Annotated in this window: 12 protein-coding genes; 2 read left to right on the top strand and 10 right to left on the bottom strand. The window is 66.9% G+C overall.

Annotated elements, in window-relative coordinates; genetic code table 11:
- The 4 genes from AC0KUR_RS24385 to AC0KUR_RS24370 form a co-directional block, all read right to left on the bottom strand.
- The coding region (locus tag AC0KUR_RS24385; RefSeq protein WP_473376154.1) for a thiolase family protein at positions 1-332 on the bottom strand (332 nt) is incomplete at its 3' end.
- Between the two features lie 99 nt (positions 333-431).
- Positions 432-2,312, bottom strand: coding sequence for a class I poly(R)-hydroxyalkanoic acid synthase (gene phaC, locus AC0KUR_RS24380; RefSeq protein WP_059561596.1), 1,881 nt, complete (start codon positions 2,310-2,312; stop codon positions 432-434).
- 360 nt (positions 2,313-2,672) lie between these two features.
- Positions 2,673-3,512: a peptidoglycan editing factor PgeF gene (gene pgeF, locus AC0KUR_RS24375; RefSeq protein ID WP_226252832.1), complete on the bottom strand. Its 840-nt coding sequence runs from the start codon at positions 3,510-3,512 to the stop codon at positions 2,673-2,675.
- A 6-nt stretch (positions 3,513-3,518) separates the two neighbouring features.
- Positions 3,519-4,730 (bottom strand): RluA family pseudouridine synthase, encoded by a 1,212-nt coding sequence (locus tag AC0KUR_RS24370; RefSeq protein WP_473376512.1) that lies wholly within the window; start codon positions 4,728-4,730, stop codon positions 3,519-3,521.
- 41 nt (positions 4,731-4,771) lie between these two features.
- On the opposite strand from AC0KUR_RS24370, the gene AC0KUR_RS24365 reads away from it, so the two are divergent.
- A complete protein-coding gene (locus AC0KUR_RS24365) occupies positions 4,772-5,596 on the top strand; it encodes an outer membrane protein assembly factor BamD (protein WP_034188625.1) in 825 nt (274 codons plus the stop codon).
- Positions 5,597-5,717: 121 nt separating this feature from the next.
- Here AC0KUR_RS24365 and AC0KUR_RS24360 read toward each other — a convergent pair whose 3' ends face one another.
- From AC0KUR_RS24360 to AC0KUR_RS24350, 3 genes are all read right to left on the bottom strand, one after another.
- The gene (locus tag AC0KUR_RS24360) at positions 5,718-7,967 is read right to left on the bottom strand and encodes an ATP-dependent DNA helicase (RefSeq protein ID WP_473376511.1); all 2,250 of its coding nucleotides are present in this window, start codon (positions 7,965-7,967) and stop codon (positions 5,718-5,720) included.
- 55 nt (positions 7,968-8,022) lie between these two features.
- Complete coding sequence (locus tag AC0KUR_RS24355; RefSeq protein WP_473376510.1) at positions 8,023-8,238, bottom strand: DUF465 domain-containing protein; 216 nt, start codon at positions 8,236-8,238, stop codon at positions 8,023-8,025.
- Positions 8,239-8,314: 76 nt separating this feature from the next.
- Entirely contained in the window at positions 8,315-9,064 is a 750-nt protein-coding gene (locus tag AC0KUR_RS24350; RefSeq protein WP_049028415.1) for a hypothetical protein, read from the bottom strand.
- A 160-nt stretch (positions 9,065-9,224) separates the two neighbouring features.
- Here AC0KUR_RS24350 and AC0KUR_RS24345 point away from each other — a divergent pair, with 160 nt between their 5' ends.
- A complete protein-coding gene (locus AC0KUR_RS24345) occupies positions 9,225-11,549 on the top strand; it encodes a Tex family protein (protein WP_034188628.1) in 2,325 nt (774 codons plus the stop codon).
- Positions 11,550-11,651: 102 nt separating this feature from the next.
- Here AC0KUR_RS24345 and AC0KUR_RS24340 read toward each other — a convergent pair whose 3' ends face one another.
- The 3 genes from AC0KUR_RS24340 to AC0KUR_RS24330 all read right to left on the bottom strand — a co-directional run bounded on the left by AC0KUR_RS24340 (position 11,652) and on the right by AC0KUR_RS24330 (position 15,795).
- Positions 11,652-13,568 carry a potassium transporter Kup gene (locus AC0KUR_RS24340; protein WP_049036608.1) on the bottom strand — a complete coding sequence of 639 codons (1,917 nt, stop codon included), beginning with the start codon at positions 13,566-13,568 and terminating at the stop codon, positions 11,652-11,654.
- 276 nt (positions 13,569-13,844) lie between these two features.
- Complete coding sequence (locus AC0KUR_RS24335; RefSeq protein WP_006485899.1) at positions 13,845-14,441, bottom strand: phosphoribosyltransferase; 597 nt, start codon at positions 14,439-14,441, stop codon at positions 13,845-13,847.
- A 7-nt stretch (positions 14,442-14,448) separates the two neighbouring features.
- Positions 14,449-15,795 carry an adenylosuccinate synthase gene (locus AC0KUR_RS24330; protein ID WP_034188630.1) on the bottom strand — a complete coding sequence of 449 codons (1,347 nt, stop codon included), beginning with the start codon at positions 15,793-15,795 and terminating at the stop codon, positions 14,449-14,451.
- Between the last annotated feature and the right edge of the window lie 90 nt (positions 15,796-15,885).

Raw genomic sequence — 15,885 nt, 5'->3', positions numbered from 1 at the left:
ATCACGATGTCCGCGTCGCCCGCGACGATCGCGTTCGCCGCCAGCATCACGGCCTTCAGGCCCGAGCCGCACACCTTGTTGATCGTCATCCCCGGCACCGCGTTCGGCAGCCCGGCCTTGATCAGCGACTGCCGCGCCGGGTTCTGCCCCGAACCGGCCGTCAGCACCTGGCCCATGATCACTTCGCTGACCTGATCGGGCTTCACGCCCGCACGCTCCAGCACCGCGCGGATCACCGTCGCGCCCAGCTCCGGCGCTGCAATCTTCGCAAGCGAGCCGCCGAATTTGCCGACCGCGGTCCGCGCGGCCGATACGATCACTACGTCCGTCATTTCCCTTTCCTCCAGGCCCGCACGACACGGCGCATCGTTACCGGCCCTGTTAAAAAAACTGCGGTGCTCCGGACAGCGTGCGCCGCTGTCCGGTTTTCGTCAATCGCGCTGCAATACGTAGCGCCCGGGTGCCGGCTCGATCACCGGAAACTGCGCGGAACCCGCCTCGGCCGGCGGCGCCACCTTGCGGCCGCCGTACGCATCGAGCCATTCGACCCACGTCGGCCACCAGCTGCCCGGCTGCTCGGCCGCACCGGCGAACCAGTCGTCCGCGGATTCGGGCAGGTCGTCGTTGACCCAGTAGCTGCGTTTCTTCTTCGCCGGCGGATTGATCACGCCCGCGATATGCCCCGACGCGCCGAGCACGAATTTCAACGGGCCCGACAGGATCGACGTCGACGCGTAGGCCGTCTGCCACGGCACGATGTGATCCTCGCGCGAACCGTAGATGAAGGTCGGCACGTCGATCAGCGACAGGTCGACGGATTCGCCGCATACGGTCAGCGCGCCCGGCTCGCGCAGCTTGTTCTCGAGATAGGTATTGCGCAGGTACCACGCGTACATCGGGCCCGGCAGGCTGGTCGAATCGCTGTTCCAGTACAGCAGGTCGAACGGCGCGGGTGTGCGGCCCTTCAGGTAGTTGTCGACGACGTAGTTCCACACGAGGTCGTTCGGACGCAGGAACGAGAACGTGTTCGCGAACTCGACGCCGCGCATCAGCCCCGGTGGCGTGCCGTTCTTGCCACCGATGGTCTGCTCGCGCATCTGCACGTGCGCCTCGTCGACGAACACGTCGAGGATGCCGGTATCGCTGAAGTCGAGCATCGCGGTGAGCAGCGTCATCGACGCGGCCGGATGTTCGCCACGCGCGGCAAGCACCGCGAGCGCGGTCGCGAGCATCGTGCCGCCGACGCAGAAGCCGAGCGTGTTGATCTGCTCGCGGCCGCTGACCTGCTGCACGGCGTCGATCGCCGCGAGCAGCCCTTCGTTCATGTAGTCGTCCCACGTCTTGTGCGCGACCGATGCGTCCGCATTGCGCCACGACACCAGGAACACCTGATGACCGTTCGACAGCGCATGCGCGACGAGCGAATTCTCGGGCTGCAGGTCGAGGATGTAGAACTTGTTGATACACGGCGGGACGATCAGCAGCGGCCGCTCGAACACCTTGTCCGTCTTCGGCGTGTACTGGATCAGCTGGATCAGGTCGTTCTCGTAGACGACCGCACCTTCAGTACACCCGAGGTTCTTGCCGACCACGAACTGCGATTCGTCGGTCTGCGAAATCTTGCCGCGCTGCAGGTCGCCGAGCAGGTTCATCATCCCCTGCCGCAGGCTCTCGCCCTGCGTGTCGAGAATCGATTTCTGCGCGTCGGGATTGAGTGCGAGGAAGTTGCTCGGCGCGGCGGCGGCGGTCCATTGCTGGACCGTGAAGCGGATGCGCTCGCGCGTCTTCGGATCGGTCTGAAGCGAGTCGGCGAGTTCCTGCAGGTAACGCGCGTTGAGCAGATACCACGCAGCCGCGAACGCATGCGCGGGCGACGACTTCCACGCGTCGCCGCTGAAGCGGCGATCCTTCAGTTCGGGGGCCTCGAGCTTCGCGGCGGCAGCCTGCTGCATCAGCGTCATGCAATCGCGTGCGTAGTCGGCCTGCAGCGCCTGGAGCCGTTCCGGCGGAATCGCGGCAACCGGCAGCTTCAGCCCCGCGAACGGCGACGCCATGCCGCCAAGACCCGCGAGGCCACCGAGATCGGGCATCGACGGCATCTGGAACGGAAACGAAGCCGGAAACTGGAAAGTCGCGAACGGATTGACGGTGGCCGATGCAGTCGCGGCGCGCGCCGGATCTGCAAAACCGCGCCACGCGTTCAGCCACGACTCGAACATCTGCTGCATCGGCTGGGCGGCCGGATCAAAACCGGTGCTGCCTGCGGAAGTGCCCGCCTGAGCGGACGTCGACGAATTTTTCGATGCTGTCATTACCTGCCTTACCGGTGATTCGTGAGCGTCAATCGTGAAATCCTGCTCGCGCGCGGCGTGCCGGCTGCGAGCCGGGCCGTCATGCTCTGGAGAGGCGTCTCCAGATTCTGCCGCAGTGCGGTATTTTTATCATTATCGTTTTCCCCATGTGAAGCGCCAAGTCAAACCACTGAACATTTCTGCACGGAGATAATCCGCGTGCAACAGGCGGGACAAGGGTTCCGGCGAAACATAAACCATTTTGTCCGGCTTGACTTCGGGATTTTCCATTCAGTTGCGCATGCGATGCCGCAGTGCCGTCTAAATATCGAGATAACCCGATTTCGCGACGCGGCAAATCCCGCACGCATGCGCATGCCGTCAATCGGCCAGCCAGATCGCCGCTGCCATGCGGCCCGTCACGCGATCGCGGCGGTACGAATAGAAGCGTGCCTGTTCGGCGACCGTGCAAGCCGCCCCGCCGCTCACGTGCGCGACGCCCGCACGGGCGAGACGCAAGCGCGCGAGCGCGTACAGATCGGCGAGAAACTTGCCGGGCGCGCCCTCGATCGCGACGAACGCGAGCCCGGTTTCATCATGCTCCGACTGCGGAGCCGTGTCGAGAAACGCGTCGCGCACGTCCGCGCCGACCTCGAACGCCTGCGGGCCGATCGCCGGCCCCAGGTACGCATGCAGCGTATCCGTCGCGCCGCCGGCAAGCGCCGCGACGCGAGCCGCGGTCTGCTCGACGATGCCGGCCGCGAGCCCGCGCCAGCCCGCGTGCGCGGCGCCGACCGCGCGGCCTTGCGCATCGCACAACAGCACGGGCAGGCAATCCGCGACCATCACGACGCAGACGGCGCCGGCCCGGTCCGTGACGCTCGCGTCGGCCCGCACCGGCGCAGCAGCCGCAGGCGCCGCCGCGATCACCTCGTCGGCGCGGACGATGTCCGCACCGTGAACCTGCTCGAGCCACGCGGCGCTCGACTGGCCCGCGAGGGCGAGCAAACGCGCGCGATTCGCGGCGACACGGGCCGGATCGTCACCGGTATGCAGGCCGAGATTCATCCCGCCCGGCCGCGCCTCTCCCTCCTGCCAGCGCCCGTAAGGGCCTTCGCTCACACCGCCGTCGCGCGTCGTGATCAGCGCGCGCACGCGCGGCGACACCTGCCAGTCGGGCTGCACGCAGTCCTGCCACGTCAACGGCGCCAGGTTCGTCATCGGCACTCACGCCTCCTCGTCGTCTTCCAGGTACGGCTCGTCATCGTGATACTCGCCGCCGAAATCGTCATCGTCGTAGACACCATCGTCGTCGTCGAATTCCTCATCGCCCTGCCCGAAACCGAGCGCCGCGACGAGCGTGTTCAGGTCGTCCGGCAGCGGACAGCGCCATTGCATCGCCTTGCCCGTGACCGGATGCACGAGGCCGAGCCGCCACGCATGCAGCGCCTGTCGCGCGAAGCCGTCCGGCAGCGGCGTGACCGAACGCTTGCCGCGCGCGCGCCCGTAGACGGGATCGCCGAGCAGCGGGTGCCCGATGTGCGCGCAGTGCACGCGGATCTGGTGCGTGCGGCCGGTTTCGAGATCGCACTGGATCGCCGACACCGGCTGACGTTGCCACAGACATGTGTCAACCGTACGGAAATGCGTGCGGGCCGGCTTGCCCGACGCGCCGGTGACGACGGCCATGCGCGTGCGCTCGCGCGGATCGCGGCCGATCGGCGCGTCGATCGCGCCTTCCTCGGGCATCGTGCCCCACACGAGCGCGAAGTAGCGGCGCTTCACCGTGCGGGCCTGCAACTGCCGCACGAGGTCCGTCTGCGCGGCCAGCGTGCGCGCCACCACCATCAGGCCGGAGGTTTCCTTGTCGAGCCGGTGGACGATTCCCGCGCGCGGCAGGCCGGCCGCCGCGTCGCCGTAGCGATGCAGCAGCCCGTTGAGCATCGTGCCGCTCCAGTTGCCGGCGGCCGGATGCACGACGAGGCCGGCCGGCTTGTTGATCACGACGAGCGCGTCGTCCTCGTAGATCACGTCGAGCGGCACGGGCTCCGGCGTGAACGCGAGCTGCTCGGGCAGCAGGTCGGGCACGAGCGCGATCTTCGCGCCGAGCGGCACCGGCTGGCGGATCTTCGCCGGCGCGCCGTCGACGAGCACGCGCTGTGCCTCGATCCAGCTCTGCAGGCGGCTGCGGGAGAATTCGGGGAACAGCTGGGCAAGCGCCTTGTCGAGGCGCTCGCCCGCGAGCGACAGCGGCACTTCGACGACGCGCGGCGCCTCGTCGACCGCCGCGGACGGTACGACGGGCGGCTGCATGACGTCGCCGGCCAGATCGTCATCGAGGGAATCCCCCGACGCAGCGTCGGCGGGCCGATCGCTTGGGCTATAATCTTCGCGATTTGGTGTGCCCGGCTGGGCATTCTGCGAACTTGAACGGGTCATTTAGACTGGGTCACCGAGACTTGAAGCTAGGACATGCGAGCATGATGAATTCGACCAAACGCACGGCCAGAACCGCCGCCGCCCGGGCTGCGGCGGTAGCGGCCGCGGCCCTCATCGCCGGCTGCCACGGCTTGCCGCAGAAGCAGGACGAGACGGCTACCTGGTCGAATAACAAATTATACTCAGAGGCCCAGGACGCACTGTCCGGCGGCGACTGGGGCAAGTGCGCGAAATATTTCGAATCGCTGCAAGGCCGCGATCCGTTCGGTCATTTCGCGCAGCAGGCACAGATCAACGTTGCATACTGCAACTGGAAGGACAACGAAGCGGCCGCCGCCGACCAGGCCGTCGACCGTTTCATCCAGCTCCACCCCGATCATCCGGATATCCCGTACGCGTACTACCTGAAGGGGATGATCCACTTCAACGACGATCTCGGCCTGTTCGGGCGCTTCTCCGGCCAGGACATGAGCGAACGCGATCCGCAGGCGCTGCGCGAGTCGTACGATGCGTTCAAGGTCGTCGTCGACCGCTTCCCGAAGAGCAAGTACGCGCCCGATGCAGCGGCACGGATGCGCTACATCGTCAACGCGCTCGCGTCGCACGAAGTGCACGCGGCCGACTACTACTACCGTCGTGGCGCCTACGTGGCGGCAATCAACCGCGCCCAGCTCGCGATCAAGGATTACAAGGGTGCGCCGGCGATCGAAGATGCGCTGCACATCATGATCCTGTCGTACAACAAGCTGAACCAGCCGCAGCTCGCCGAGGACACGAAGCGCGTGCTCGCGGGCACGTTCCCCGACAGCCCGTACGTCACGGGCCATTCGCGCCCCGGCGCGAAGAAGTCGTGGTGGCAGTTCTGACGAACCGCGCGGCGCAACGCCCGTTGCACGAACAAAAAACCCGGCCATCGAGCCGGGTTTTTTATTGGCGCCGCAATCCGGCGCCGCGGGGGCGATCGCGCGGCGCCGGCCGCGCGGATCGTCACATGCGTTTGTCCGAGCGATGCTCGTCGAAGAAATCCTGCACGACCGCGATCTCGCGCGTGCGCTTGAACGGCGGCAGGCTCTGCCAGATCCGGCGCCCGTAGGGCTTGTCGACGAGCCGCGTGTCGCAGATCATCAGCACGCCGCGATCCGTCTCCGCGCGAATCAGCCGGCCTGCGCCCTGCTTCAGCGTGATCACGGCCTGCGGCAGCTGATGCACGGCGAACGGGCTCAGGCCCTTCTTCGTCAGGGCATCGAGACGCGCGGCCAGCACCGGATCGTCTGGCGGGGCGAACGGCAGCTTGTCGATCACGACGAGCGACAGCGCGTCGCCGCGCACGTCGACGCCCTCCCAGAAACTCTGGCTGCCGACCAGGATCGCATTGCCGTATGCGCGGAAACGGTCGAGCAGCTCGGTGCGGCTCGCATCGCCCTGCACGAGCAGCGGCGTGTCCCAGCCGCGCGATTCGATGACATCGCGCAACTTCGACGCGATCCGGTCGACCGCGCGCAGCGTCGTGCACAGCATGAACACGCCGCCGCCGGACGCCTCGATCGCCGGCAGCGCGGCATCGAAGACGGCATCGGTAAACGCCGGCGAAGACGGCTGAGGCAGGTTGCGCGGCACGTACAGCAGCCCTTGCGACTGGTAGTCGAACGGGCTCGCGAGCGTCATCGAGCGGCGCGAGCTGAGGCCCATCTGCGCCGCGTAGTGCGTGAAATCGCCGCGCACCGACAGCGTGGCCGACGTGAACACCCATGCCCGCGGGACACCTGCACGCTGCTTCGCGAAGATCGGCGCGACCGACAGCGGCGTTTCGTGCAGCTGCACGGTATGCGCGAACACCTCGACCCAGCGCACCTTCTCGTTCGGATCGCCGTCGGAGGTCGCCTTGTCGCCGGCCGCTGCCGCGTCGGCCTGCGCGGCCGCCTCCGCCGCGCCGGGCGCGACCCAGCCGGCCAGCAGATCCTGCAGCTCGCGCGCGCGCCGCAGGCACGCGCCGAGCGACTCCGCCCGCTCGGCCTGGCTCGCGAGCGCCGACGCGAGCGCGTCGAGCGCCACGTCGAGCGCGTCGAGCGCGCCGAACATCGGATGATCGTCGCCGAGCTGCGCCAGCGACATGCGCACGATCTGGTCGTTCGCGAACGCGAGGCGCAAGTCGCGCGCCGCACGTTCGAGATCGCCGCCGAGCTTCACCCACTCGACCGCGTCGCGCGCGTGGCCCAGGCCCTCGGCCACCGTGTCGCGCGCGAGTTCGAGGATCTGCGTGGTCGACAGCGTCTCGCCGAAGAACAGCGTCGCCGTCTCCGGCAACTGGTGCGCTTCGTCGAAGATGACCGTGTTCGCGTTCGGCAGCAATTCGGCCATCCCGGTGTCGCGCAGCATGATGTCCGCGAAGAACAGGTGATGGTTGACGACCACCACGTCGGCCTGCTGCGCCTCGCGCCGCGCCTGCATCACGAAGCATTCCTTGTAATGCGGGCACTCCTGGCCGAGGCAGTTGTCGCGCGTCGACGTGACCATCGACCACACGGGCGCCGTTTCCGGCACGCTCGCGAGCTCGGCCTTGTCGCCGCTCTTCGTGATCTTCGCGAAGCGGACGATCTCCTGCAGATACGCGGTGTCCTGCCGCGACGGCAGGCGGCCGTTGTCGGCCGTGCGTTGCAGGTAGTAATGGCACAGGTAGTTGGCGCGCCCCTTGAGCATCGCCACCGACACCGGCACCGCGAGCGCGTTGCGCACGGTCGGGATGTCGCGCTGGAACAGCTGGTCCTGCAGGTGTTTCGTGCCGGTCGACACGATCACCTTGCCGCCCCACAGCATCGCGGGCACGAGATACGCGTAGGTCTTGCCGGTACCCGTACCGGCTTCGACGATCAGCGTGTTGTCGGCCGCATCGGTGTCGGATTCGGCTGATGCGGCGCCGTCCGCGCCCGGCTCGGCTGCCTTGTCGCCGTCGCCGAGGCGGCGCGCCGGCCGCTTGCGTGTTTCGAAGATCTCGGGCTCGGGCATCCGGCGCGCGGACGCTTCCATCGCCGACGCGACCGCGCGCGCCATCTCGATCTGCGAGGTACGCGGCCGGTAGCCGTCGAGCGCGCGCGCCAGCAACCCGCCCTCGCCGAAAATCGTGTCGAGTTCGTCGACGCGCTTGCGGCTCAGCTCGAAGGTGCCTTCGGGCGCACGAGCGCGCCCGGCGGACGTCGCGTCACGCCGGGCATCGGGGGTGGCTTCAAGCGGTGAATTCAAGGCAAGCGTTCCTGTGTCCAGCGCCCGGGCGGCGCCGGCGCTTGCCAGGCCGCGCTCAGGCGCGCTTATCCGATTCGAGCTGCGATTGCAGCAGAATGATTTTGTCCTTGGCTGCCAGCTTTTCCTTCTTCAGCCGGTGCAGCGTGATGTCGTCGATGTCGGAGTGCCCTTCCTTCAGCTCGATCTCCCGAGCGAGCTGCTGGTGCTGCTCCTGCAATGCAGCCAAACGGTTGTGCAATTCCTGCTGCTGTTCCGTGTGACGGTTTTGCATAGTTGCCTCCTCATCGAAGCAGCGCGGCGGCTGGCATGCCGACGCGCCCGAGACTGATCCCGATCAATCCAACACGTTACTGCCCCTGCTGTTGCTGCTTGGCCTTCTCGGCCGCTTCCTGCTGACGTCGCTCGACATCGGCCTTGTGCTGCGCGGCTTCCTTCTGCTTCTGCTCGTAGCGCGCGGCGTTGTCCGCCCGCTCCTGCGCCTTCTGCGCCGCCTGCTGGTGCGCCTGGTCGAGCTTGCGCTGGAAGTCGCCCTGCTTCTGGTCGTATGCCTGCTTGCTCGCCGCGCGCTGCGGCCCTTCCGCGCCGCGCTGCGCCTGCTTCAGTGCATTCTGCTCCTGCTTGTCGCGGAACGCAGCCGCGTTCGCCGCATCGTTCGCCGCCCGCTGCGGCGCTTCCGCCGCGTTCTGCGCCTGCTTCAGTGCCTGCTGTTGGTCGCGCTGCTGCGCGCGCACCGCGCGCTGCTCGTCGTTGAGCGCGAGTTGCTCCTGACGGATGCTCGCGCGCTCGTCGCGCATCTGGTCGCGCGCCTTGCCGAGACAGTGATTGACGAAAAAGGTGCTGTAGCAATTATGCTCGGCCACCGCATAACGATAATCGTTTTCCGCGGTGCGTTGATTGAGCACTTTTTGACGGGCGTCGAAATCCGGTGCGGCGGAGGCCGCAACGGGCGCGGCCGCGACGGCGTCCGGCGCGGTTGCGCCCGAGGCTTGCGCGAACGCGCCGGAAGGCCCGGCGGACAAAGCCGCGGCGAGCGCTGCGCCGAGCGCGACGAGAGAAATTCGGGAAGTTGGCAACGTCGTAGGAAAGCTGCGGGACATGTGTCAAATTCTATCACCCCCGGCTGGACGCTCCGCCATTTATGGCAAAATGCCCCGCTTCACTCACCCGCGGCATCAGGCCCGTCGGGCCCGCCATGCAGCCCGCCGCGTCGGGCCTGCCGGCCCGCGCCGCGATTTCAGCAGGCAGATCATCCACGACATGACGGAAACCGTAGCACTCAAGATCGTACAGCGCATCGCCACCGAACTGTCCGTCCAGCCGCGCCAGGTCGCGGCGGCCGTGCAACTCCTCGACGAAGGCTCGACCGTTCCGTTCATTGCCCGGTACCGCAAGGAAGTGACCGGCAACCTGGACGACACGCAGCTGCGCCAGCTCGAGGAACGTCTCCTGTATCTGCGCGAACTCGAGGATCGCCGCGCGGCGATCCTGTCGAGCATCGACGAACAGGGCAAGCTGACGGACGAACTGCGCGCCGCGATCGACGCGGCCGACAGCAAGCAGGTGCTCGAAGACCTTTATCTGCCGTACAAACCGAAGCGCCGCACGCGTGCGCAGATCGCCCGCGAAGCCGGCCTCGAGCCGCTCGCGCAGGCCCTGCTCGCGAACCCGCTGCTCGACCCGCAGGCCGAGGCGGCCGCGTATGTCGACGCCGACAAGGGTGTCGCCGACGTGAAGGCCGCGCTCGACGGCGCGCGCGACATCCTGTCCGAACAGTTCGGCGAAACGGCCGAGCTGCTCGGCAAGCTGCGCGACTACCTGCACAACCAGGGCGTCGTGTCGTCGGCGGTCGTCGAGGGCAAGGAAAACGAGGAAGGCGAGAAATTCCGCGACTATTACGACTACGCGGAAACGATCAAGACCGTGCCGTCGCACCGCGCCCTCGCGCTGTTCCGCGGCCGCAACGCGGGCGTCCTGACGGTCAAGCTCGGCCTCGGCGAAGAGCTCGACGCGCAGGTGCCGCATCCCGGCGAGGCGATGATCGCGCGCCATTTCGGCATCGCGAACCAGAACCGCCCGGCCGACAAATGGCTGTCCGACGTCTGCCGCTGGTGCTGGCGCGTGAAGGTGCAGCCGCATATCGAGAACGAACTGCTCACGCAACTGCGCGAAACGGCCGAAACCGAGGCGATCCGCGTGTTCGCGCGCAACCTGAACGACCTGCTGCTGGCCGCGCCGGCCGGCCCGAAGGCCGTGATCGGTCTCGACCCCGGCCTGCGCACGGGCGTGAAGGTCGCGGTCGTCGACCGCACCGGCAAGGTGCTCGCGACCGACACGATCTACCCGCACGAGCCGCGCCGCGACTGGGACGGCTCGATCGCGAAACTCGCCCGCATCGCCGCGCAGACGCAGGCCGAACTCATCAGCATCGGCAACGGCACCGCGTCGCGCGAAACCGACAAGCTCGCGAGCGAACTGATCGCGAAGCACCCGGAGCTGCGCCTGCAGAAGATCGTCGTGTCCGAAGCCGGCGCGTCGGTCTATTCGGCGTCCGAGCTCGCCGCGAAGGAATTCCCGGAGCTCGACGTATCGCTGCGCGGCGCCGTGTCGATCGCACGCCGCCTGCAGGACCCGCTCGCGGAGCTCGTGAAGATCGAGCCGAAGGCGATCGGCGTCGGCCAGTACCAGCACGACGTGAACCAGCGCGAACTCGCGCGTTCGCTCGACGCGGTCGTCGAGGATTGCGTGAACGCGGTCGGCGTCGACGCGAACACCGCATCGGTCCCGCTGCTGGCGCGCGTGTCGGGCCTGAACGCGACGCTCGCCCGCAACATCGTCGACTACCGCGATGCGAACGGCCCGTTCCCGTCGCGCGAGCACCTGCGCAAGGTGCCGCGCCTCGGCGACAAGACCTTCGAGCAGGCCGCCGGCTTCCTGCGCATCAACGGCGGCGAGAACCCGCTCGACCGCTCGTCGGTGCACCCCGAAGCCTATCCGGTCGTCGAACGGATGCTCGCGAAGATCAACAAGCGCATCGACGACGTGCTCGGCAACCGCGAAGCGCTGTCGGGCCTGTCCCCGACGGAATTCGTTGACGAACGTTTCGGCCTGCCGACCGTGCGCGACATCCTGTCCGAACTGGAGAAACCGGGCCGCGATCCGCGGCCGGAATTCAAGACCGCGACGTTCCGCGAAGGCGTCGAGAAGGTGTCGGATCTCGTGCCGGGCATGACGCTCGAAGGCGTCGTGACGAACGTCGCCGCGTTCGGTGCGTTCGTGGATATCGGCGTCCATCAGGACGGCCTCGTCCATGTGTCCGCGATGTCGACGAAGTTCATCAAGGACCCGCACGAAGTCGTGAAGGCCGGCCAGGTCGTCAAGGTGAAGGTGCTCGACGTCGACGTGAAGCGCCAGCGCATTGCGCTGACGATGCGCCTCGACGACGACGCGGCAGCGCCCGGCATGTCGTCGCGCGGCGGCCAGGATCGCGGCAACGCGGCGCGCGGCGCGGCTCGCCCGCAGCGCTCGCGCGAGCCGGAACCGGCCGGCGCGATGGCCGCGGCATTCGCGAAGCTGAAGCGCTGAACACGCGAAAGCCGCCGCCAGAAGAAAGCCCGCCGAAAGGCGGGCTTTTTTATGCACCGGCAGCCGTGGCGCGCGGCTGAACGGCCCGCGCGCCGCGTCCGGTCAGATCTCGATCTTCGTGCCGAGCTCGACGACGCGGTTCGCCGGAATCGAGAAGAAGTCGGTCGGCTTCGCGGCGTTCTGGTGCATCCACGCGAACACGCGCTCGCGCCAGATCGACATCCCGGGCAGATGGGTCGGCACGACCGTTTCGCGTGCGAGGAAGAACGACGTGTCCATCAGCTCGAACGTCATGTCGTGCGCGCGGCCGAATTCCTCGAGGACGGCCTTCACGTCCGGCGTCTCGTTGAAGCCGTACTCGGCCTTGACGATGTACAGCCCGCCGCCCGCATCGCGCGAGGTCTGGCGCTTGTCGTCGCGCACATAGGGAAAGTCGCGCGTGACGAACGTCAGGAAAATGGTCCGCTCGTGCAGCACCTTGTTGTGCTTCAGGTTGTGCAGCAGGCTGACAGGCACGAGCTTGTCGTTGCCGGTCAGGTAGATCGCGGTGCCCGATACGCGATGCGGCGGATGCGCGAGCAAGCCCTGCAGGAACGGCTCGAGCGGAATACCGTCGGCCGCCGTGCGTTCCTTGACGATGTGACGCCCCTTGTACCAGGTCATCAGCAGGAAGAACAGCAGCGCGCCGATGCCGAGCGGCAGCCAGCCGCCCTGCGCGACCTTCAGCAGGTTCGCGCCGAAGAAGCCGAGGTCGATCGCGAGGAACACGGTGATGATCGCGCCGACCAGCAACCGGTTCCAGTTCCACACCTTCACCATCACGACGCACGCGAGCACCGTGGTGATCACCATCGTCGCCGTCACCGCGATGCCGTACGCGGCCGCGAGATTGTCGGAGCTCTTGAAGCCGACCACGATGCAGAGGATCACGAACAGCAGCAGCCAGTTCACGACCGGCACGTAGATCTGGCCGATCGCGAGCTCGGACGTGTGCAGCACCTTCATGCGCGGCACGTAGCCGAGCTGGATCGCCTGCGACGTCAGCGAATAGGCGCCCGAGATCACGGCCTGCGACGCGATCACGGTCGCGACCGTCGACAGCACGACGAGCGGCAGCAGCCCCCATTCGGGCGCCAGCAGGAAGAACGGGTTTTCGATCGCTTTCGGATTCTGGATCAGCAGCGCGCCCTGGCCGAAGTAGTTCAGCACGAGCGACGGCATCACGAGCCCGTACGCGGCGATCCGGATCGGCTTCGCCCCGAAGTGGCCCATATCCGCGTAGAGCGCTTCCGCGCCGGTCAGCACCAGCACGACCGAGCCGAGCACGACGTAGGCCTGCAGCAGGTGGTCGGCCATGAACGACGCCGCGTAATACGGGTTGACGGCCGCGATGATGCCCGGCACGCGCACGATGTGGTACACGCCGAGCGCCGCGATCACGACGAACCACAGCACCATGATCGGGCCGAACAGCTTGCCGACCAGTGCGGTGCCGTGACGCTGGATCCAGAACAGCGCGATCAGGATCACGATCGTGATCGGCAACACGAGGTGGGACAGGTGCGGCGTCGCGATTTCGAGACCTTCGACCGCCGACATCACCGAGATCGCCGGCGTGATCACCGCGTCGCCGTAGAACATGCACGCGCCGAAGATCCCGAGCGCCATCAGCGCGCCCGCGACGCGGGTCTTCGAGTCGAGCGGCCGCAGCGACAGCGCCATCAGCGCCAGCACGCCGCCTTCGCCGTTGTTGTCGGCCCGCATCACGAACAGCAGGTACTTGACGCCGACCACCAGGATGATTGCCCAGAACAGCAGCGAGATCACGCCGAGAATCGATCCTTCGGTGAGCGGAATGCCGTGTGCGGGGCTGAACGCCTCCTTCAGCGAATACAGCGGGCTGGTGCCGATGTCGCCGAACACGACGCCGATGGCTGCTATCGCTAGCGCCCGCATCGAGTGTTGTTGCGTCGAATGCGGCGCGTGTGCGGCGTCGGTCGCGTGGATCGTGTCGTTCATATGAAGCGTAATAATCGGGTCCGGGTCGGACAAAACGAGCGCTATTCTACTCGCGCCCCCGTGAAACGCCGCCCTGCTCTGTTGCCTTGGAACCACGTGATCCACGCTGCGCATGCAATCCGGCGCGAGCTGTGGCAGGGCTGCCATCATAGCCGGGGCAGCGCCGTCTGCCTACTATCGGATTCGTGAAACGCACCGCCCGACGCCCCCGCCGCGCAATGAAAAACGGCGCCGCAAGCGGCGCCGTACCAGGCTTTCCTTCGATCGGCCGGGCGCTTACGCGCCCGAACCGTCGCGCTGCGCGCGACCGCGCTTGATCCACGCCTCGAGGTTGTGCGGACGCACCGTGTCCCACTCCTCGAACGGCTGATGAATCCACGGATTCGTCGGCAGAAACTGCGTGTGATAGTCGGGCTTGACCTTCGAGCAACCCTTGTACCAGAGGACGGCCGAGCGAACGGCCGTCACGGACGGGTAACGCTCCTTCAGGTGCTCCTGCACGCGCGCGAGCGTGACGCCCGAATCGACGAGATCGTCGACCAGCAGCACGTTGCCCGCGAGGTTGCCGCGCGTCATCGTGATGTACTGCGCGATGTCGAGCTCACCCTGCTCGGTGCCGGCCGCTTCGCGGTACGAACTCGTCGCGAGGATCGCGAGCGGCACGTCGTAGATGCGCGACAGCTGGTCGCCGACGCGCAGGCCGCCGCGCGCGAGGCACAGGATCTGGTCGAACTTCCAGCCCGACGCGTGCACCTGGAGCGCGAGCAACTCGATCAGACGGTGATACTCGTCCCAGCCTACCCACAGGTTCTTGTCGTCGTTGCGCGGATCGGTCATCAAGTCTGCCGCCGTCATCGTGATTTGCTGCGTCATCTTGGAATTACACCTTGAACGGATGGCGGAGCAGGATCGTTTCGTCGCGGTCCGGGCCCGTCGACACCATGTCGACCGGCACGCCGGCCACGTCCTGGACACGGGACAGGTATGCCTGCGCGTTCACCGGCAGCGCATCCCACGTCTTGATGCCGACCGTGCTTTCCTTCCAGCCAGGGAAGGTTTCGTATACGGGTTCGCAACGCGCCACGTCGGCGGCGCCGCGCGGCAGGATGTCCACGTCCTTGCCGTCGATCTTGTAGCCGACGCACAGCTTGACTTCGTCGAGGCCGTCGAGCACGTCGAGCTTCGTCATGCACAGGCCCGACACGCCGTTGATCTGGATCGAGCGGCGCAGCGCGGCTGCGTCGAGCCAGCCCGTGCGGCGCGGACGGCCGGTGACCGAACCGAATTCCTTGCCGACGTTCGCGAGCGTGACGCCGACCTGGTCCTGGCGCTGCGGATTGTCCGCATCGTACAGTTCGCTCGGGAACGGGCCCGAACCGACACGCGTGCAATACGCCTTCGTGATGCCGAGGATGTAGTTGAGCTTCTGCGGACCGACGCCCGCGCCGGCCGACGCCGCACCCGCGACGCAGTTGCTCGACGTGACGAACGGATAGGTGCCGTGGTCGATGTCGAGCAGCGTGCCCTGCGCGCCTTCGAACAGCAGGTTCTGGCCCGCGTTGTTCGCGTCGTACAGGCGGCGCGACACGTCGGCCACCATCGGCTTCAGGCGGTCGGCATAGCCGAGCATCGTGTCGAGCGTGGCCTGGAAATCGACGGCCGCGCCGCCCAGGTACTGGGTCAGCACGAAATTGTGGAAATCGAGGTTTTCGCGCAGGCGGTCGGCGAAGGTCTTCGCGTCGAACAGGTCCTGCACGCGCAGCGCGCGACGGCCGACCTTGTCTTCGTACGCCGGGCCGATGCCGCGGCCGGTCGTGCCGATCTTGCCCGCGCCCTTGCGCGCTTCGCGCGCCTGGTCGATCGCGATGTGGTACGGCAGGATCAGCGTCGTGGCTTCGGAGATGAACAGACGGTCGCGCACGTTCACGCCGGCTTCTTCGAGCTCGCCGATTTCCTTGAACAGTGCTTCGGGGGACAGGACGACGCCGTTGCCGATGTAGCAGGCGACGCCTTCACGCATGATGCCCGACGGAATGAGGCGCAAGATCGTTTTCTTGCCGCCGATGATGAGGGTGTGGCCGGCGTTGTGACCGCCCTGGAAACGCACGACGCCCTGAGCGTGGTCCGTCAGCCAGTCGACGATCTTGCCCTTGCCTTCATCACCCCATTGCGTTCCCACGACGACGACATTGCGCCCGGGAGTCACGTTCACTGCGCTGGCAGACATGTTGATTCGTTAGCTGGTTAAAAACGTATTCTACCTATGTTCGCGGGCGATTCCGAATTTTTCCGTTTCGCTTCAACGATATGCACGTCG

This window comes from Burkholderia sp. YHN3-13 (assembly GCF_055810675.1).
This window is presented reverse-complemented; position numbering and strand designations above follow the sequence as displayed.